The following is a 21,043-nucleotide window of genomic DNA, read 5'->3' on the forward strand; positions in this document are numbered from 1 at the left end:
TTCTATGTCACTAGACAACAATAATTTCCGGGATGCTTTTGCACACCCACAACCTTCTTCAGCATTGCTCGGAACCTCTTTAATAAAAACCATTAATCAAAAGATTTCTTTTCTATCCATATTTAATGCGTTGGGCAATAAAATCAGTTCTTGTCTTTGTTTAAATCCAGAGCATGATTCTAAAGCCGGATGGGTCTTTGCCTTTGTTTTATCTGCTATTATTACGGTTCTTCTCTGTATTATCCTTCTCCCTTTGAAATTAATCCTTCTAGGATTAAGTTGCTGCCCTTACTTATCTAAACCTACAACTGGGGTTGAGGCAAACCAAGTTACATCTTCCCCAAGACCTCCAGTTCCCCCAGCAAGAGAGGCAAGTGCTTTTTCTCAACCTCCTGTAGGACTATATGCATCTAGATTTTCTCCAGTTTCCTTTATTCCTGTTCCCCCGCCCAGTCCACCCTCAATTCAATCCTTAGGAGGAGTAGTTTCTCAAGAAATAACTCTTAGAGAGTTCTTGGAAACAAACTACCCCACAGTCGACTTAAACACCGTTACCCTAGACAGTTTAGGAATCACCATTTTAACATTAGCAGATCTCCCTACAGGAACTACGCTTCTTGATCTCCCCGTGTCTCTACTTTTCGGAGAGGGTAGTTGCGACCTATCTGAACTCCCCCTGTTCCAAGGTCACGGTCACGAGGCTGACTCGGTTCCTGTATCTTTAACTGGTTCTTTACCTTCACTTCTAGAACACTCAGAAGACGATCTAGAAGATTTTCAAAATCAGGGTGGCGGAGCTGCCGAACCAACTTCTCTAGTTATTGATACGTCTGAAGCTGCTCCTGTTGCAGAAGTTAACCACCATCTCTCTGGTAGAGAATTGTTAAATATGTTGTATCCTAATACGGATCACGCAAGATTCATTAACAGTGCTCGTGTAAACCTAAGACTTCAAGGCATTCTTGGACCTTACAGTGACGATGATATTCTTAATCTTCCCGCAGTCACTGCTTTCCCAGATCTATTTGCTGGACAGCCCGAACGTCCTTCCTCCTTAACTCTCACTGACACACCAGCACCCCTTGCTTCTCCACAAGAAGAACCTGTTGCGCCCCCTCCTAGTGAAGAATTAATTTCACCCAGCGACCCTCGATATACTTTCCTACAGAACCACTTTCCTGAACTAGACCCCATATACTACAGCAGACACATTCGTTTACTAGCTTCACTTTCTGGTGTGGACGAAGAAAGCTTCAATCTTCTTGAATTACCTTTAGAAGCATTTATTTATAGGACACCCACTCTAGATTACGAGCCGATTTCTTCAGAGCATTTGCAAGAAACGTTGGGGGATACTTCTCCCGAAGAATATGTAAGAAGAAATAACGAGTTTATTCAGAATCTCCTAGCAAATACGCCCGAGCGCTGGACTTTTCTAAATAGACTAAGAACCAATATCACTAACTCTACTCAAAGCGCAGACTTGCGTAGACAGTGGTTCTCAATAATAGACATGATTGTTAATAAGACCAGTCAGGAACTGGAAATAGAAGATGTATACAATACTGCTCGTGCATACCTGTTCAGAATTCACTGTATTTTAAAAAATAATGCGATTCCTATTGAAAGAAAAGTAGACATATTAAAATACATAGCCTCTCATTATGATCCAAACTCTGTGGCAATGTGTTTAGTAGCAATGCAACAAGAAATCGCTTTACAAAATGAGATAGCCCCTCAGTTAACTCTTGTTGATACCGATACCGAGGGTGCGGCCAGTTGGGTCAGCTCACCTACTAATCGAATTCTTCCTCCTTTAGCCCCTCAAGCAACTCCTGAAGAAGTAGACGGGTATATCCAACTGTTAAGAAGCCTTCTATCAGGCCCAATGTTCACAAATGAGGATAATATCCACCTTGCTCCAGCTAATGATCTCTATCTAGAGTCATTGATGAGAGAGGTACCCGACACCTGGGAACCAATCCGTCAACCGTTAGAAGATCAGATCAGACAAGTTCTAGAAGTTGAGAACAATCATATTCTTCAACAAGTACAAAACCACGCATCTCGAACTGCACGATTGGCACATAGCCAACAGATGCTCGAGAATTGGAATAGCATATTGCGTGATCTATCCATTAGTAGCTCGGGGTCGGTTTCTTCAAACGAGGCCCAAGCTCTTTCCCGTTCTACAATGTATAATATGCTTAAACTTATAAGTAGTCCTAACATACCGCACGAAAAAAAATTATCCATCATAAGCAACGTAGCCTCATACAGTGATAGGTGTCCTCCTACTTGGGTCCGAGTTGCCGGCCAGGAGTTACAAGCTGTCTTTAATACTAACGATGAGACAACAAATATTGTGCTTGTTTGGACACAAATGTTTAAGGAAGGGCTTTTATCAGAAATCTTCAGAAACCAACGCGAATGGCACATGATGACAGCCTTCAAGATCATTCGCGGTTCTGAATTGGGATTAGACAATGTGGGTATTATTCTAGATCCATATACAAACATACTAACTAGTCGTCAATACGCTAATCAGCATAACCACTATTTCTCACAATTCCTAGATGTTTACCGAAATAGTGGTGAAAACTTGATTAACTCTGCTCTAGAACAGGCTCTTGGAGGCTCTGAAGATCAGATACAAGCTCTCACCAATACCATCCTAGCAGACTTAGTGGCTGCCGGTATTCCTGAAGCATATCGCGCTCAAATTATGGAGGAGATCTTCTTCTCTGATGAAAATGACTACAAACCTTCTAGAGAGGCTATCTGTTATTTACTACTTAAAGAAGGTGTTATTACCACTCAAAACTATAACCGGTAAATATTGAAATAATTTAATACATATCCCCTTGAAGCTAAGGCAACATAACCACACTGTTGTGTTGCCTTCATCTTTTACCCCAAACAAAAAATAGTACTATTGTATATTTTAGAAAAACATAATCCCGCTATTGTTGCTCATATGTTCTCGATTCACGTTTAAAACCTACAATACAGAGCAGTTGTTCTCTTGGCTTGAATCGCCAAAGTCCCTTCTTTAAGGCCGATACTGAGTGGATGAACCATGTATTTTAATTAATATCTAAAACCAGAGTCAAAGTACTTTACTAACAAAATTTGGTTTAGCATCAAATTAATACGATGATAGAATATTAAAAACCTTAAATTATTTTTTACATTTAGAGAATACCCCCATGAGCGTGTTCCTTAACCCAAGCAACGCACAGCTAACACCATCTTATTCTTCCCCCCTCTCGTGTTGCCAACATATCACTACTTGCATAAAAGAGGCGAGCCTCTGTTCCTTATTTTCAACCATCTTTTCAAAAATAGTCTCTAACTGGGTTATCGAACACGTAGAATCTTTCTTGGGTTACCTCGCCATTTCTGCTCTAGCATGCCTTACATCTGCTCTTATTTCTCTAGTACTTTACGTACTACTTATTCCAGTTAAATTAGTAGTTGCCGCAATAACTCTTCCCTGCTGTAGAAAGACCCAGGAAACCTCTTTACTTATCGAAACCCCAAAGGTCCTTATACCCTTAACGGAAACCCAAGAGGCCTTCGTTGAAGAGGTAAAACAATCCATCCTCCAAAATCTAACCAATGAATTTGAAATTAATACATCCGAGGATATCTTATCCCTAACTCCTATTCCTTCTCCATTTTTAACTTCATTAGAGACAGCATCTTGTGAAAAAATTTCGTGTAACTACAAAAAGTTAATAAGACTAATTAATAACTTGAATTGCTGGGATTCTGGTTGGAGAAACATCATGAATTATCTTACTATTGAGTTATCCGAAGATCCATCTCATCCCGATGCTCAAACATTTCCTATCATGATGCACCACCTCATTCTAGCTCTAGAAGATCGTAATATTTCTGCAGAAAAAAAACGCTCTGCTCTTAATGACATCTCTTCGTATGCAAATATGTGCCGACCTACTTGGGGCGAAGCAATTTTCAGGTCTATAAATCATCTTTATAATACAAGAAATTCTGGAAGAGACCAGATACTCTTGTGGCTGCAAATGTTTAAAGAACACTTGCTCACCCAACAACAACTCGTTGCACATGAAGAGGAATGGCATCAAATTAATGGCTTAAAACATATCTATGGGAAACAACTTGGCTTGATCACTCATCATCTAAATCAGAATCTTTCTGGTCTAACCCTAAGACAAACCTCGGGGCTTCCTCAGAATATAGAAAAATACAAGGCTCTTAAAAAGAGTTTCGAACAAGCCTATACAGCATCTTATTCTCAACTTGTATCCTATCTTCACAATGCATTTGTAACATCAACACCAGAAATACAAGCTTATATTTATAACTACCTACTGGATATAGTAGCCAGCACTATCGATCTTCCTGAAACAGGAGCACACATTGATGTCGTAATTGATTGTTTCTATAATGAAAATTATGAACTCAAACCCGAAGGAATAATCTACCTACTCTATATCATGGAGATCATAGTTCCTAAGCGTACCTAGAACAGTCAGACTAAACAGTAAAAAAGCGCTGTATGAGGCTTTCACAACGCTTTTTTGATTTCACAGGTCTTAAACAAATATTCCTTAGAATATCAAACGCATACCACAATTCAAATCATAGGCTATAGTATGCTCTCTCCATTCATAGGTAAATCCTAAGAAAGTACTGAAATAAGAATTCCACTCGGTATCATTACTAAACTGAGATTTTATAGACTTTCTAGAAAGATTAGAACCGACGCCATTCCATGAATAAGATGCTTCTGGCAAGTTAATAAGAACAGTAGATTCCTGACGATAGACATCAATAGCATAAGAGAAACTAAAGCTATTAACCTCTGAACGCTGCCCTCGAGAATAGTTATGTTCGAAGGTCACACCAAAGGGAATTGCTACATTTTGTAAATGTCCTTCATCAAATGTTCTTGCCTCACTACCTATCTCTGTAAATTTAGGAAAATTCACATAGACGTATTCAGCTTCCACGAAAGGCACAACTGCAGAAACAATAGAAGAAATAAACTTACGTGAATTTACAATATAACGATAATCTACGTGAGCATCTGCCAAGATACCGCGACTATTCCAAGATCCTTTGGATCCACCTAAATTCGGCTTAGGATATTGCGTGTTTAAGTCATTATGAATGTTACTATAAATCAACATACCTTTAAATAACCACGACCCAGTAAAGATACCCAAATATCCTGAACCTAAATAACCACTTTGATCACTACGTGATGAATAAGATTGACTATCGGTGTAACCGAAGAATTGCGCGAAGCTTCCTCCAATTAAAAAATCTTCTATTAATTGTGTATCCAATCCTAAAGCATAGCCACCAGCACGGTGAGTAAAGCCGTCCACCTTACCAATTGTTGCACAATTAGTAAAAGTTCCCATCCCAGATCCCCAGATATTGGTTGAGAAATCTAACTCCATTCTTTGTGCAGTAATATTGTGAGCCAACTGTTGTTGTTTTAAAGATCGTAAGTCTCCGTAATGTCCCCATAAGGAATTTAATACTATAGCCCCACTCTTCTCAGGATTTAACTTATAACTAGTAGGCTTCCAATTGATCATTAATTTTCCATTAACTACTTGTGGATCAGACCACCTGCCCATATGTCCATAAGTGTCTTCTGTTATTGCTGGAACAGAAACTTTAACACATAATTCTTCTAAAGCCTGATCCAAATCAGGAGTATCTGATACCGAGGAAGCACTCTTAAACGAAAGTAAAGTAATATCCGTTTCTTTACCTAGTAAGGCATGGTTTTCATAACCAGAACCGGCCGAATCTAAGAGATTTAAATCTAGAGATCCAGAACCAATTGTCATACCCTGAGGCACAATAATCTGAGGAGGTAAAGGAGTCTCGTCATCACTAGAAACAAATGAAGCTAGGTCAATTCCAATAGAATTGATATCTGCCAAAGTCTTTTTTTCAGGATTTTTAACAGACTCGTAAGCACTGTAATAAACTTTAGATGTAGGGCTTTCAATCTTCTCAGTAGGTTTTGCTTTCGGATCAAAAATACGCAAAACTGTTCCTGCAGAAAGTAAGATCTCACTACCTCTTTCTTGTTTTAAGCCGCATAGCCATAACTGAGCTTTATTAGATAAGATCAGGGTTCCTGATTCTAACAAAGCAACCTGAGGGATTTTAGATGTTGCATGAGAAAAACGAATATTTCCAGAATGAGTAATTCCCGAATCATCTTTAGCTTTAGAATTAAATATCAACGTAGGATTATTTAACGTATCCTCATGATCTTTTGCGCCTTTTCTTAAAGTCAAATCTTCAAAAACAATAGCATCGGAAAAAATTACAGAAGTCTCTCCAGTCGCAGAAACCTCAACTAATTTCGACTCTTTTCCTGAAAAGTACAGCCCATTAGAGGTATCTTCAGAATTCCTATTGCCTTGGAAAACTATATCTCCTCCTAAAGCCTCTAAAACCACGATACCTTTTTCACTAATACGAACAGCCCCTCCTGTAGGAGCACAGTTATTATAAAAAGCTACGGAACCTTCATTTTTATTAATGATCAGATCTTGAGTGTGAATGGCGCCACCACCAAATAAATTATGCTCAGGGTGTTTGGGAGCCGTAGTACTATTTCCTGCAAAAATCACATCTCCGGTATTCTCGGTAATCACGACTTTTGTATTATCGCTCTCTACTTTAGAAGCAAAACGCTCTTGAGATTCGGTTGAAGTTAATGAACCTGTTAAAATTGCCCCTCCAAAACCTCCTGCAGAATTCCCTGAGAAAAGCACCTTATTGCCATTTTCTCGAATAACTACTGATGTCTTAGCAAAGATAGCTCCTCCTCCGCTATGATGCCCTTCTGAATTGATATGTCCTTCTTCAAGATCTTCAATATAAGGATCCCCAAAAACAAAGTTATCCTTAAACTCCACTTTCCCTAAGTTTTTAGAAATGGATACATCGCCTGCGGCACTAGCCAGTGCTCCACCAGCAGCAATTGTTCTATTTCCAATAAAAGATACAGTAGATTCGTTATTCTCAATACTTAATGTATCCCCTAAAGCACAAACAGCACCGCCAAGAAATTTCGCACAGTTATGAATAAACTGAACCTTCGCGTTGTGAGAAATGGCAACCTCTTTAGATAGAATAGCTCCTCCACTACTATTTCCCCCAAAAACTCGGTTATTGCTAAAGGCAAGATCTACGTTATTTTTCAAACCAACAGAATCAAGCCCAAACAAAGCTCCCCCTCCTAAAGAATTTTCTTTTTGAGCTTTGTTATCTCTAATTTCCATAGAGTTTTCAGAGAAAGATACAGATGCAGAGTTATCTTCTATACTTATACTCTTAGCAAAAATCGCTCCTCCACCACGGACCCCTAAATTTGCTGGTGTAGAAGATTCTATAGGAGTATTCGATGCACTTGGCTCTTCGGCAGATGTTGAAGATAAAGGCAAAGGAAGAATGTGCCCTTTATTGTAAGAGAAGGTGATTGCTCCTGAGTTACCGGAAAGTGTAACCATCTCATTAGCAAAAATCGCTCCTCCACCAATGTGCGTACTAGAGGACTCACATTGACCAGCTTTATTCTTAGAAAAAGTAATCTCTCCGATATTTCCAGAAATCAACACATTGGATCCATAAAGAGCACCACCACCGAGATAGCTATGGGTCTCTTGAGAATCTAAAAGGTTCTCATTAGATTCAAAGCGAACCCCTCCAGTATTATCCACTATTTTAATATCACCAGATCCAATCAATGGCTCTTTAGCATCTGTATAAGGTTGCTCAGGGAGCAAACAATAAATAGCACCACCGCCTAACTTAGAGGTATTACACTCAAAGGCAACGTCTCCAAAATTTTGACCAATTTCTACTTGATTCTGAGAACTAATAGCACCACCAGTTACTTCGGCTGAATTTTCCTTAAACAAAGAGCTTCCAACGTTCTCTACTATTCTTACATTTCTAGATAAAAGAGCTCCTCCGCAGCACTTCGCAGTGTTTTTAGAACAAAGCACTCCATGATTATTTAAAAAAATAATTCTCTCTCCAGAAGCTAAAGCTCCTCCTCCCAAAAACTGAGAGCCTTCAGAAAAAGCCAAGGCCTGATTATTTAGAAACTCTATGGATCCTAAATTTCCGCAAAAATCCATAGATTTTGAAGAAGATACAGCGCCTCCAGATAAAGCATAATTACCAATGTAATGGATATCACCATGGTTTATAGAACAAATAAAATTTCCACAAGCTACAGCCCCACCGTTAGCCTTGTCAGCATGATTCCCATTTAAGAGAAAAGACCCCTTATTATCTAAAAATAAAACTTCTCCACTAGAACATCGAGACTTATGAACTTGATGTACTTGATTAGCGTTAAAAGCACCGCCCCCTATAGAAAAATCTGTAGTCTCTCCAGCAGCAGTTGAAAGATCTAAATCTGTCCTGGAATTAGCTATAGTAACAGCATGACAACCATTTATAGCGATACTACGCCCAGAAACAGCCCCGCCACCTGCCTGAGACTCGCAACTATCAAAAATGAGTTTTTCCTTAAAGCTCTCGAAAACAACGTCTTCATCAGAATAAACAGCTGCTCCTTCAGCTGTAGATTTTAAGTTAGTAAAAGATAGGCCAGACTTCATCCCTGTTCCCTTTAGGGCTATGCCTAAAAATCCAGGAGTATTTACATCTACAAGATGCTCCGGTGCGTTTTTATAGCAAAATGCTAATCCCTGCTTAGGATCCTCTAAATCGTATTGTGGATAGGTTTTCTCTTTCTCAGACTCAGCATTTGTAGACCTGGCATCTACATTTTCCCAAGATAAAACATGTAATGTTTGAAATATGGTGCTCGTATTTTCTAAATGTTGTCTCTGTTCATCCTCTGCAACTAAAACTTTGTAAACACATGTAGATGTATTATCTAAAAGAGAAGTCTCTACATCTGTTTCTTCTTTTCTAAGTTCTTGCGCATTGATGGGTTTTTCTTTCCTAAAAATACCTGCAGAAAGCACTTCTAACTGTACTTTGGGCATAGAAAGTGTATCGAGAATCACCTCTGAAGCTGGTTCATAACCATATAATTTGTAATTATTGGTGATCATCCCAGTGGAAACTAGTATTGCTAAAACTACGGAATGGGAAAATGTAGACTTTTGAAACCTTGATACCTTTTTTGCGATCATCGTAAACCTAATTCAGAGATGTTTCAGTATTCGTTTTCAAAAGGTTTATCACTATCAACACGATCCCGTCAATAAAGAAAGATAGCAAATAGATAAACTTAAAAACTAAGAAAGACTAGATAAAATCCGCTCGCAAACACGTGCTCGAACTAAATCTATAGATCCAGAAATTCCGTTAAACAAAGACCTGCCACAAGCCTTCCCGTGGCATTTTATTACAAGTTTAGATAGCCCACATACCATGGAACCTGGATAAATCGTATAGTCTAATTGACGTTTCACATCAGACTCTAATTTATCCCCCAAGATATGACTTAGAAAATCAAAAACGCCTTCTGCTGTTTTCAGAAAAATGTTTCCTGTAAACCCATCTGAAACAATAACATCCACACCACCACTAAAGACATCACCACTTTCAATGTTCCCTAGAAAGGCATGCTGAAATGTTTCCCTCAACAAACGAAATGTCAGTCTGTGTGCTTCTGTCCCTTTACGTTCTTCTGAACCAATATTTAACAAACCTATAGTCGGATGCTCTGTACCCCCAAGACACTGCTTGTAGGCTAAACCCATACGAGCAAAACCCAACATCTCTTCAGGATTCACAGAAACATTAGCACCAACATCTAATATAACTGCACATCCCTGCATAGTAGGAACACGAACAAGTAAAGCAGGACGACGAACTGTAGGGAACACAGGAATTTTAGTTCTTGATAAGGTAACCAATGCCGCAGTGTTTCCTGTGGAAATAAACGCGTCTATCTTATCCTCTTTGAGATAGTCTAAACCCAGAGCCATGGATGAAGACTTTTTGCGAATAGCGGACAAGGGAGAATCTTCCATAGTGATAAAGCTTTCTGAAGCTATTACCTCCGGATATCCCCTATAAGTACTATTACTGAGTATCTGCTCTTTCACTTCATTAGAAGCAAAAGCAGTAAAAGAAATGTGCGAGTTCGAAGCTCTAGAGTTGAGTACATCGATTAGCACTTCCCAAATAACGAGAGGAGAGTGGTCTCCTCCCATCAGATCTATGCCAATTTGCACGTTCATAGCAGAAATATTTTGTTATTTTTTTTCTACAGTCATAACGGCTTTCCCGTTATAAAAACCACAAGAAGTACAGACTGTATGAGGAATAAAAGCTTGTTTGCAGTTGTTACAGACAGCCGCATGACGTGCTTGTTTTGCATGATGACTTCTTCGGATATTTTTTCGCGCATTGCTATGTCGATTGCGTGGTACTGCCATATCTCTCTCACCTTTTATAAATTATCGAAAGGGGTTTCCCCTTTGATTTTCTTTCTATCTTCTAAAAATTGTACGATATTTCCTCTTTCAGGGCAGCCTTCTTTATTACATTCTTGAAAATGGTCGCTCTCTAAGAGGAGTTCTTGCCTAATTAAATCTTTGCAATCAAATACACCTGATTTCGCGTCTTCATGGCAAATCAGGTGAGATACATCCATTAAACTAACAGAGTATAAAAAACTTTTGTCACAAATACAACAACGCAACCCTAAGTCCGTAGCTATGTTTAAAGACAAAATCCATTGTTCGTTATCTATTTTTTCTAAGCTTCCGGATACATCAATGGTGCTGGAAAAAAGTTCTTCTTCACCAAACTCACGTATACTTGCTGGGCTTAAAGAATATTTTATTACCTCTCTTTCTCCGGGAAGTTTTAGTCGGCAAATGTATAATTTTAGATCGTCTATGTTTCCCATAAGAAAAAATCTCAAAGCTATGTTTAGAGCTTCTGCGAGTTTGAAGACAGGAGTTTACCAAACAGGGTAATTATAGAAAACAAAGACATGCTTTAAATCTATTGAGACAATAAATAAAACTATCATTTTAAATTAAAAGAATCAATAAACCATTTCTGTAGAATTTTTTACCTAATTTTTTTATAATTTTCCCCTCAGCAAGTAGACAAATATCTAGGAAGTTTAAGACTACGCCTCTACAAACAAACCTATTCCAGAATCACATCCCAGAAAAAAGCAGGGAAGCACGGACTAGGCATCAAGGAAGACAATGGAAAACGACATCTTATTAAATATAGAGTCCAAAGAAATTCGCTACGCTCATCTAAAAAACGGCCAGCTTTTCGACCTCATCATTGAAAGAAAAAAAATTCGCCAGCTCAAGGGCAACATCTATCGAGGTCGCGTAACTAATATCTTAAGAAACATTCAATCCGCTTTCATCAATATTGACGAAAGAGAAAACGGCTTCATTCACATTTCAGACGTATTAGAAAACTCTAAGAAGTTCGAACAAATGTTTGACATGGATTTCGATGTTCTCCACAAAGAAAACAATGAAAAACCAGAAGCCCCCATAGAAGAGTTATTGAAATTAGACAGTCCTGTACTAGTTCAAGTGGTTAAAGAACCTATAGGCACTAAAGGAGCACGTCTCACCTCTAACATTTCTATTCCTGGACGTTATTTAGTTTTACTTCCTAACTCCCCTCATCGTGGTGTGTCTAGAAAAATAGAAGATCCGCATATGAGAGATCAATTGAAACAGCTAATCCGCTCCTTTGAAATGCCTCAGGATATGGGTTTAATTTGTCGAACTGCTAGTGTACTTGCTTCTACAGACGCTTTAATAAATGAAGCTCACGACCTACTTACAACATGGAAAGGCATCCTAGAGAAATTCCACTCTACCGATCAGCCCTGTCTACTTTATGAAGAGACCGATATCTTGAAAAAAGCTGTTATCACCTGTATAGATAAGAATTATAAACGCTTATTGATAGATGATTACTCTACTTATCAAAAATGTAAGCGTATGCTCAAAAAATACTCCCCTAATTCTTCTGTAAAGATTGAATACTATCGTGACTCCATCCCTATGTTTGAACGTTTTAACATTGAAAAAGAGATAGATAAAGCAACGAAAAGAAAAATCTGGCTCTCAAGCGGTGGTTATCTATTTTTCGATAAAACAGAAGCGATGCATACAATTGATGTAAACTCAGGGAGAAGCACACAATTAGAAAGTGGTGTTGAAGAAACCCTGGTTCAAATCAACCTAGAGGCTGCTGAGGAAATTGCTAGACAACTCCGCTTACGCAATGTTGGAGGCTTGGTAATTATTGATTTCATAGATATGAAGTCACGTAAAAACCAACGTCGTGTTTTAGAACGTCTAAAAGAACATATGAAATACGATGCTGCTCGCTGTACTATTTTAAGTATGAGTGAATTCGGTCTTGTCGAGATGACCCGTCAGAGAAATCGCGAATCTTTAATGCAGACACTATTCACTACGTGTCCTTACTGCAGTGGTAATGCGATTATCAAAACCCCAGAAAGCGTGGTAATTGAAATTGAACGAGATCTCAAAAAAGTCATCAATCATAAGGAGCATACACACCTTTGTTTAGTTGTTCATCCTGAAATTGCCAGTTTTATGAAACAAGAACAAGACGACGATGAACTCATCCGATTGGCCAAACATTTAAAAGCTAAATTACAAATCAATACCTCAGACTCGCTTCACCTCAATCACTACCAATTCTTTTCATTAGTTACAGGAGAGAGTATTGAGTTATAGGCATGGTTATGCATTTTTCTACCTATTTATTAGAAGCCTTTGGCAACCAATCCTTACCTGAGTCCTTGTATCAGCAGTTTCAGATTTATCATCAAAACTATATCGATGCAGCGACAAGGAAATGTTCTTTAGAAAAAGCAGAGGAATTGTGTTTGCAATGGCTAAAAATTGTCATCGAAGATCTCAAAGAGCCTTTTATTTTCCCTCCATACCATAAGAAAATTCGTTCACCGGTAGACCTATTTGATTTCGGCAAACAATTTTTTTCAGTACTTGTGGATGATGAGCAATCTAAAATTTATAACCTTCATCATTTAGATCACATTCAAGAATTCATCAAGCGTAAAGATAATGTAATTTTGCTTGCCAATCACCAAACAGAATGCGACCCCCAACTGATGTATTATGCCTTAGGGAAGACCCATCCTGAACTGCTAGAAAATATGATTTTTGTAGCAGGAGATCGTGTAACCTCCGATCCTTTAGCTCGTCCTTTTAGTATGGGCTGCGATTTATTATGCATTTACTCCAAACGCCATATCAACAATCCTCCAGAGCAAAAAGAAGAGAAACTTCATCATAACCAGAAAAGCATGAAAACATTGAAAACTCTACTCAATGAAGGAGGCAAATTTATTTATGTAGCCCCTGCAGGAGGTAGAGATAGGAAAACGAGAGACAATCTTCTTTATCCTGCCGAATTTCAACCTGAAAGTGTAGAAATGTTTCGATTACTCACCAAGGCATCAGGGAGACCTTCTCATTTCTATCCATTTGCATTAAAAACTTATGACATTCTTCCACCTCCACCAACAGTAGAAGATACTATTGGAGAATACAGAGCCATTTTCTTTGCTCCGATTCGTTTTAGCTTTGGTGAAGAGATTTTATTAGACCATTTATGCTCTGAAGACGAGCTTAGCCAAAGTGATAAGCATAGCCAACGAGCATTGAGATCAAAAAAGGCATTTTCTATTCTAACACAGTTGTACGAGGAATTATAAGAATGAAGTGGAAGGCACTATTCGTTACCTTACTTATATCTGTATCAGTAACGTCGTGCAAACAATCTTCAAAGATACTTCCTGATCATTGCCCACTAAAAGTTTTTACCCCCTCCATAGCAAATCAAAAAACAGCAAAAATCATCTGTCCAAACGGACTTCAGTTGCTAATAATTTCTCATCCAGGGATTTCTAACTCAGGAGCTGCTTTAGCAGTGAAAACGGGGAATTCCTCAGATCCACAAGGTTTTCCTGGACTAGCACATTTAACAGAACACTGTATCTTTCTAGGAAATGTAAAATATCCTGATAGCGACGGGTTTTCTCACTTCCTAAGTAACAACAATGGAGTATACAACGCCTATACTAGTTCCTATACAACAAGTTTCCTATTTTCTATAAAAAATTCAGCATTTATTGAAGCTATTGATCAATTTGTGCATTTATTTATCCACCCTCTTTTCCGTCAAGAGGACATTGACAGAGAGAAAAATGCTGTACACCAGGAATTTTCTATGCATCTCAATCAGGATCTTCGTCGTGTACACCGCATTCAACAACTTATTGCTCCTAAAGGACATCCTCTACAAAGATTTGGATGTGGAAACGCTTCCACGTTAGCGCAAGTTCAATCTCAGGACATGCACAAATGGTTTAATCAGCATTATCACCCTGAAAATATGATAGCAGTCATCCATACAGCAGAACCTATAGAAAAGGCGATCAAAGTCTTCCCCAAAATCTTTGCGCGAATTCCCTCTAAGAAAAACTATCAAAATTATACTCGGTCTTCTGGTGATGACCACCTCTCATCAGGGAAACTTTACATAAATGCTGCGGTGGAGCCTACAGCAAGTATGCAGGTCTACTGGCATCTATATAATACCTCTCAAGCTCCTACAGGCTGTTATGCCGCCCTTTCTTATATCTTAAATCATGAAGCAACTGATAGTCTTGTCTATCTATTAAAAGAGGAAAAACTCATTACAGAGTTGGATTCTGGATTTTATAAAACCTCAGACAACACAGTGAGTTTCACAATATACTATCAGCTCACTGAGAAAGGTGAACAAGAATACTCTAAAGTACTGCTCCACACTTTTGAATACTTACATCAAATCCAAAAACAGGGTATTCCTGAACACTGTCTAAAAGACATTACTACTATTAATACTCTAGAGTATTGCTACAGCTCAAAAACTAATCTTTTCAAAACTCTTCAGGAACAAATTTCAGATCTTATTGACGAAGATTTAATCACATATCCCTATCACTCGCTTGTTTATCCCAAATATTCCTCTGAAGAAGAGCAGAGTATTTTAAAAACGCTTTCAGATCCCAGCCAAGCGCGTTATGTGCTATCAACAAAAAATCCTAAAAATTGGCAAGAAGCCCTACAACACCATGATATGATTTTTGATATGGTCTATTATGAAAAGTCCTTACCAGATCTAATAGCCTACCAACAGGCTGATTCAAAAGGATGTATGGCTTTGCCGCAACCGAATATTTATATTCCGAAAAATATTGAGGTCGCGAACGTATCTAAAACAGACACAGAAGAATTTCCTTTCTTACCTAGATTAGCTTATCAAGATAAGGGTCTTACCTTCTACTATTGCGAGGACAACTTTTATACCACACCTAAGCTCACCATAAATTTACGAATGCGTTCTCCCAAGATTTCTAGAAAAAATATCCGCTCCTTAATAGCTACGGATTTATGTTCTCTTGCTATTAACGAAAATCTTGTTAAACAATACTACCTAGCAGCTCAAGCTGGCCTTTCTTTCTCTACTTCTTTACATGGAGATGGGTTGAATTTAGAAATTACTGGATATAATACTACGGCCCCTATCTTACTGAAGTCTATTTTATCTTCTTTCAAACCTTCTATAGATAAAGACAAGTTTGATATGCAGAAGCAACAACTTCTAGAAATGTATCAGAGAAAGATTTCAGAATGTCCTATACGTGCAGGGGTGGATCAACTGTGGTCTTATACACTACACGATGTGTACTCTTATCAAGAAAAGCTTGCCTCTCTAAAAACAATGGATTTTGAAGAAGTAGAAAACTTCGTAAAAAGTCTATTTAACCAACTACATGTTGATGCTTTAGTTCTTGGACCGCCATCAAAAAAACAAGAACAGGAACTAATATCTATAGTTAAGGATTTTTCGTCTTGCTATCCACAATATGATGCCGACTGTTTTTACTATCAAAGGCAGGAGCAAGAAATCTCCAATATAAAAATAGATTATCCCTTATCAGGAAACGCTATGTTGTTAGTTCTTCAAGATAGACATTCCTCTTCCATAGATCACGTTGTTGCTACAGAAATGATGTTTAAATGGCTAAATCACATAGCCTTCTCTCATTTGCGTACAGAACAACAATTAGGCTACGTTATAGGGGCATGTTACCACGAACCTCTACTATGTCCTGCAGGGATATTGTACATCCGTTCTAGTGCTTATACTCCTCAAGAGTTGGTAATGAAAACAAAGGCTTTCATCCAAAATGTTGCTGCCTCTGTAGAGGACTTTGGTATGTCAGAGTCATATTTTTCTGACTTAAAAGACGCCTATATAAAAAATATCACTAATCCTACCTATTCCTTAGAATCTATGGGATCGGCATTATTTTCGTTAGCCTTTGAAAAAGCGTCTGTACAATTTTCACTACCTAACGAAAAAATTGCCGCCGCTAAAAATATGAACTACACGAATTTTAAAGTTTACTGCCAGGAATTTCTCAATCAGAAATTAGGATCAGAAATTCCTGTATATATTCATGGAAAAGAGTGTTAGATTTTCATCTAAAGAAACAATAAATAAATTCAGGGATATCTCTTAAAAACCAAAAAGTCATTAAAGAAATAATGGATGGGCCTAGGGCAAATAAGAATAGCCATCCTAAAGATAATGATGACGATGAAAATGAAGGCCGCAGAATAAGATATCCCACGATGTTTGGCATATTAGAAACAATCGTCAATCCGCCCGCAGACATACACCCAGCGATAACGAGGTACAGGAAGCAATCTGTAGCCACCGGAAGATTGTGCACAAGGTAATTCACTAAGGCATTATCTAAGAATATGGATAAGGTATATGAAGTGATCATATAACCAAAATCTGACATTCTATGCATGAGCTCTAACACCCACCACTCTTGGAGTTCTCCAAAAATCACCAGACCTGCATAAAATAATCCTACAAAGCATACCTTAGAAAGGTTAATCGCATGTTGATAGAAAATTGTAAATTTCTGAAATCCCAAATAAAAGATTAGGATAGCTGCCATTAACAGTGGAACCGATCTTGCAAGAATAACAGAGCCCACAAGAATGATATGCACACAAATAATCCATTTTGGCACACGTTCATTCATCATAGAGGGATTTCTCACTACCTTAGGGAAGTTATTAAATTCCTTTCTGAAAATGAGATAATAGATAGTTGTCGACAACAGGATAGCGATTATCGCTTTCCAACAGAAATATTTTAGAACAAAGCTATTTCCCCATTTCACTGAGGGTAAAATAATAAACAAAGCTCTAGAAGATAATGCTGAAGTTAATCCTCCGATAGAGATGTTAGCAAATAACAATCCCATTGTTGCATAAGCAAAACGTGGGGTTGGAGAAAACTTGTAAAAATTCCTAACTAGCAAAGTCGCAGCAATAATCATAGCTCCTGTCTCTTTCAGAAGGACGGAAGACAATGGCGAGGCGATCATCAGCGTCCACCACCAACACCGTGGGGACTGCTTACCTATTTTTGCAATGTTTGAGAAAACACGTTCTGAGAAGTATACTATAGGTCGAGATTCAAGAAGAATGAGCATAATCACAATAAATAGGGAAAATACGTAATTCCTACTATTGAAATAACTCATAGTCACTCTATATCCTTCAGAATAGAGAAACCATAAAAATAGCGGAGCTGCCCAGAGAACGAAAACTAGCTCTACCCTACTCACTAATCGATAAAATTCACTCAACCAAAGATATTTCTTCCACCTTTCTGGGAATACCATTTTTTTATGTTGATAAAGTTGACATTGTCTGAACAACCAAGGCGTAAGAAATGTATGCAGTATAGAAAAGAAAAAAAGTAGAGCCGCTCCTGTCTTCAATGACGAAGAATATTGAGGTAAAATCATAAACAACCTAGGAGACGACAATTCTTATAATTATCAATAGAGATATCTTGAGTAAAAATAAAGATTCAAAAACATTTTCCTAACTAAGAGGGGCGGTAATTAAAAAATCACTCTCTTTTGAAAATAGAATGTGGGAAAGAAATTGTAAAAAATTTTTTATTTCTATAAGTAAGAGAAAGAGATGAGGGTCTGATTATGACGCATACAATTACACTATTGACTACTGACAACAATACTGAAGAACTTAAACAAGCTCTTCAAAGGATTACCACAGCTTATTCATGTGTTCTTGGATCTTCACATGAACAAGAAAATGCTGATCAGCTTTACGAAGTTTGCCAAGCTGAAAGTACGCTTTCTGTTGAGGCAAGTAAGATAGTTTCCGTTGCTGAAGGAACCTTATTGTCTTGTTGTTGTAAATAGATTATCACAATGAAACCATCCATCGTATTTGCGTAGGCTATTTACAAGCAAACCTTGGCTATTGTGGATAGTTGCATGAATAGCTCTGGCTATGGAAGGGTTTGTTTCGATTTCCCTGGGATAACTTACAAATAGCGTTGCCCCAGCTCCAGACATACTAACGTGAGCATGAAAAGGACTCCATATCCTTTTTAGCATGTGTTTTTTCTCTTCGAGATCCCTACGAAAACGAAATACGGGCTTTTCTAAATCATTGTTTCTCTCGTATAAAGATAAGCATTCTTCCCTGTTAGAAAAATCTTCAGGGCGTACATAAGAAAAAGCGTCTTTAGTCAAAATAGCTTGATCTGAGAAATATAGGACATACCTTTCATCACCACGATCATTTTCGTAAGGAAGGATTTCCTCGCCACATCCTATGCCTAAAGCAGATCCTAATGAGAAGAACAGAGGGACATCCATTCCAATCTTTTTCCCTAACTCTCGCAGAACATCATTAGATAGTTGCGTTTGGAAATGTTGATTTAAAGCATAGAGTGCTGTAGCAGCATTGCTACTGCCACCTCCCATACCAGATCCTACAGGAATACACTTATACAATCGCCAAGCAACAGGACTATAGATTTTAGTGTAGTCTCTGAAAACCTGAACACTTTTCCATATGAGATTTTGAGGAGTATTTAATTCTGGTAGATTACAAATAAGAGAATCTTCACTACTACTCTCTAAACTCAGGTTATCTCCAAAATCGATGACTTGATATAGGGTAGTCATCTCGTGAAAGCCATGAGATGTTTTGCCGTGAAGCTTTAAAAAGAGATTGAGTTTTGCTGGAGAAAAAAGATCCATAAAACCAATTTTTATATAGGCGAGGAGCAGACTCCCCACCTTGCCTAATTTAATTCTTCAGCAGCTGTCTGTTCTTGAGACGGTTGCGGATTAAGAACGGCAACGTACGAACTTTCAGAAGACACTTCAACTATTAAAGTTGCGGTTATGTCTTCCTTTAGTTTTAAAGGCACATTTTTCCTTCCAAGATTTTTAATCGCATAATGAGCGTGAGGGAAATTCTTACGTGTAAGAACAATATTTTTCTTAGCCGCCTCGGCAATAATATCACTTATTGTGACGGAACCATACATATTATTATCCGGATCTACACGAACCTGAAACTCAAGAACGATACCTTTAAGAATTTCTGCTAATTTTTCAGATTCTACTCTATCTGCAGCTGCACGGAGCAACCGTTCTTCTTTCAATTTAGCCTGCAACCTTAAAGTTCCAGCTCCTGCTATAACAGCTTTCTGTTTAGGCAGAAGATAGTTACGAACATACCCAGGACGTGCAGTTACAATATCGCCACTACGGCCTAAACCCTCAACATCCTCTAGTAAAAGTAGTTGTTGTTTCATTTTGTCTCTTTTCCTCTAAATTAATCTTCTCCTACAAAAGGTAGAAACCCTATATGACGCGCTCTCTTAATAGCTAGGGTAAGAATACCTTGGAAGCGGGAAGAGACACCTGTAATTCTTCTAGGTAAGATCTTACCTCTTTCCGTAATAAATTTTTTTAAAGTTTCCGTATCTTTGTAATCGATTGTTTTCCAACCTGCGGAAACAAAAGGGCATTTCTTGTTAAAACGCTTCCTTCTGTGTTCATTATTATGAACAGGCTTATTCATATTTTCTCCTTAAAAAATTATTCTGGTAATGATGCGAATTCTAAAACTTCTTTAACTGCATCAGTTTTAAGGGTTAAGAATCTGAGAAGATCTTCGTTAAGATGATACTCTTTCCATAACTCGGCTATCACTCCAGGAACTACCGTAAAATAAATAAGATAGTAGTAACCTTCTCTAGCTCCACGAATAGTATACGCTAATTTTTTGCGTCCTTGATCATGAATTTTTAGAATCTCGCCACCATAATTTGTGATGCCTGAAGTTACCTTCTCCAAAGCCTTACGTCTAGCTTCCTCACTGAGAGTAACACTAAATACATACGCCCCTTCGTACAGTTGGGTTGTTTTTTCTTTCATTAAAAACTCCTAAACATAGCTAGAGTAGTTTATTTCCCTAAGATATCCCCGTCTACAAAAATTACTTAAGGGACCTCCTAGGCTGTTTGAGCCCCAGAACACCATTGAGAAAATAACGCACTGGCCTCGATAAATAAGGATTGTATTCCAATCTGTTCTTCTTCAGTAAACTGCCCGAGAACAAAGTCCGACAACTCTACATTTTCTCTTTGAGGTCGACCTATACCCAAACGCAACTGCCAATAGTTATTCGAACCTAGGCTTTGTGTGATACTTTTTATCCCTTTGTGACCGCCTCCACCAGCACTTTGGCGAAGACGAACGTTACCAAATGGTTGGTTCACATCATCAGCGATAATTAGAATGCGGTCTGTTGCAATATTGTAATATCCCTTAACTGCTAAAACAGCCTTACCACTTAAATTAACATAAGTCCTAGGCTTTATAAACACCATAGACCCTTGGGACGATTCTACCTTGGCAATATCAGAAAATAATTTCGGAGCTTCTTTAAAATGTACTCCGGGAAACTGTTGAACTAGCCTATCCACACATAGGAATCCTATATTATGACGCGTCCATATATATTGACGCCCCGGATTCCCTATGGCAACAATCAGACTAGTCATAAATAAA

Annotated in this window: 16 protein-coding genes; 6 read left to right on the forward strand and 10 right to left on the reverse strand. The window is 38.1% G+C overall.

What is annotated here, in order from left to right:
• Positions 1 to 4 precede the first annotated feature (4 nt).
• Together E1N70_RS00900 and E1N70_RS00905 are read left to right on the forward strand one after the other, a co-directional pair.
• Positions 5 to 2,836 (forward strand): DUF1539 domain-containing protein, encoded by a 2,832-nt coding sequence (locus E1N70_RS00900; protein WP_131743712.1) that lies wholly within the window; start codon positions 5 to 7, stop codon positions 2,834 to 2,836.
• 373 nt (positions 2,837 to 3,209) lie between these two features.
• Positions 3,210 to 4,514 carry a DUF1548 domain-containing protein gene (locus tag E1N70_RS00905; RefSeq protein ID WP_131743713.1) on the forward strand — a complete coding sequence of 435 codons (1,305 nt, stop codon included), beginning with the start codon at positions 3,210 to 3,212 and terminating at the stop codon, positions 4,512 to 4,514.
• A gap of 84 nt (positions 4,515 to 4,598) precedes the next feature.
• Here the strand turns inward: E1N70_RS00905 and pmp18D are convergent, their stop codons facing one another.
• The 4 genes from pmp18D to E1N70_RS00925 all read right to left on the reverse strand — a co-directional run bounded on the left by pmp18D (position 4,599) and on the right by E1N70_RS00925 (position 10,930).
• Entirely contained in the window at positions 4,599 to 9,200 is a 4,602-nt protein-coding gene (gene pmp18D, locus E1N70_RS00910) for a polymorphic outer membrane protein Pmp18D (protein ID WP_131743714.1), read from the reverse strand.
• 105 nt (positions 9,201 to 9,305) lie between these two features.
• A complete protein-coding gene (gene plsX / locus E1N70_RS00915) occupies positions 9,306 to 10,256 on the reverse strand; it encodes a phosphate acyltransferase PlsX (RefSeq protein ID WP_131743715.1) in 951 nt (316 codons plus the stop codon).
• A 15-nt stretch (positions 10,257 to 10,271) separates the two neighbouring features.
• Positions 10,272 to 10,454: a 50S ribosomal protein L32 gene (rpmF, locus tag E1N70_RS00920; protein ID WP_006344383.1), complete on the reverse strand. Its 183-nt coding sequence runs from the start codon at positions 10,452 to 10,454 to the stop codon at positions 10,272 to 10,274.
• A gap of 14 nt (positions 10,455 to 10,468) precedes the next feature.
• On the reverse strand, positions 10,469 to 10,930 hold the full coding sequence (locus E1N70_RS00925; protein ID WP_131743716.1) for a DUF177 domain-containing protein: 462 nt from the start codon (positions 10,928 to 10,930) through the stop codon (positions 10,469 to 10,471).
• Between the two features lie 310 nt (positions 10,931 to 11,240).
• Here E1N70_RS00925 and E1N70_RS00930 point away from each other — a divergent pair, with 310 nt between their 5' ends.
• The 3 genes from E1N70_RS00930 to E1N70_RS00940 are packed head-to-tail and all read left to right on the forward strand — an operon-like array spanning position 11,241 to position 16,590.
• The gene (locus E1N70_RS00930) at positions 11,241 to 12,773 is read left to right on the forward strand and encodes an Rne/Rng family ribonuclease (protein WP_131743717.1); all 1,533 of its coding nucleotides are present in this window, start codon (positions 11,241 to 11,243) and stop codon (positions 12,771 to 12,773) included.
• Between the two features lie 8 nt (positions 12,774 to 12,781).
• A complete protein-coding gene (locus tag E1N70_RS00935) occupies positions 12,782 to 13,777 on the forward strand; it encodes a 1-acyl-sn-glycerol-3-phosphate acyltransferase (RefSeq protein WP_208638286.1) in 996 nt (331 codons plus the stop codon).
• A 2-nt stretch (positions 13,778 to 13,779) separates the two neighbouring features.
• Entirely contained in the window at positions 13,780 to 16,590 is a 2,811-nt protein-coding gene (locus E1N70_RS00940; RefSeq protein ID WP_131743719.1) for an insulinase family protein, read from the forward strand.
• A 4-nt stretch (positions 16,591 to 16,594) separates the two neighbouring features.
• On the opposite strand, the gene E1N70_RS00945 is transcribed toward E1N70_RS00940, so the two are convergent.
• Positions 16,595 to 17,947 carry a putative Na+/H+ antiporter gene (locus E1N70_RS00945; RefSeq protein ID WP_131743720.1) on the reverse strand — a complete coding sequence of 451 codons (1,353 nt, stop codon included), beginning with the start codon at positions 17,945 to 17,947 and terminating at the stop codon, positions 16,595 to 16,597.
• 195 nt (positions 17,948 to 18,142) lie between these two features.
• Here E1N70_RS00945 and rbp7 point away from each other — a divergent pair, with 195 nt between their 5' ends.
• Positions 18,143 to 18,370 (forward strand): reticulate body protein Rbp-7, encoded by a 228-nt coding sequence (gene rbp7 / locus E1N70_RS00950; protein WP_131743721.1) that lies wholly within the window; start codon positions 18,143 to 18,145, stop codon positions 18,368 to 18,370.
• Here the strand turns inward: rbp7 and ispE are convergent.
• The 5 genes from ispE to pth form a co-directional block, all read right to left on the reverse strand.
• A complete protein-coding gene (ispE, locus tag E1N70_RS00955; RefSeq protein WP_131743722.1) occupies positions 18,347 to 19,219 on the reverse strand; it encodes a 4-(cytidine 5'-diphospho)-2-C-methyl-D-erythritol kinase in 873 nt (290 codons plus the stop codon). The two genes, rbp7 and ispE, sit on opposite strands and share 24 nt — an antisense overlap.
• A 44-nt stretch (positions 19,220 to 19,263) precedes the next feature.
• The gene (rplI, locus tag E1N70_RS00960; RefSeq protein ID WP_131743723.1) at positions 19,264 to 19,782 is read right to left on the reverse strand and encodes a 50S ribosomal protein L9; all 519 of its coding nucleotides are present in this window, start codon (positions 19,780 to 19,782) and stop codon (positions 19,264 to 19,266) included.
• A 20-nt stretch (positions 19,783 to 19,802) separates the two neighbouring features.
• Positions 19,803 to 20,051, reverse strand: coding sequence for a 30S ribosomal protein S18 (gene rpsR / locus E1N70_RS00965; protein WP_006343478.1), 249 nt, complete (start codon positions 20,049 to 20,051; stop codon positions 19,803 to 19,805).
• 17 nt (positions 20,052 to 20,068) lie between these two features.
• Positions 20,069 to 20,407, reverse strand: a complete 339-nt coding sequence (rpsF, locus tag E1N70_RS00970) for a 30S ribosomal protein S6 (RefSeq protein WP_006343479.1) — start codon at positions 20,405 to 20,407, stop codon at positions 20,069 to 20,071.
• Between the two features lie 77 nt (positions 20,408 to 20,484).
• On the reverse strand, positions 20,485 to 21,036 hold the full coding sequence (gene pth / locus E1N70_RS00975; protein ID WP_131743724.1) for an aminoacyl-tRNA hydrolase: 552 nt from the start codon (positions 21,034 to 21,036) through the stop codon (positions 20,485 to 20,487).
• Positions 21,037 to 21,043: the final 7 nt, after the last annotated feature.

Origin of the sequence: Chlamydia buteonis, from assembly GCF_900634605.1 — a bacterium.
GTDB classification, from domain to species: Bacteria; Chlamydiota; Chlamydiia; order Chlamydiales; family Chlamydiaceae; genus Chlamydia; species Chlamydia buteonis.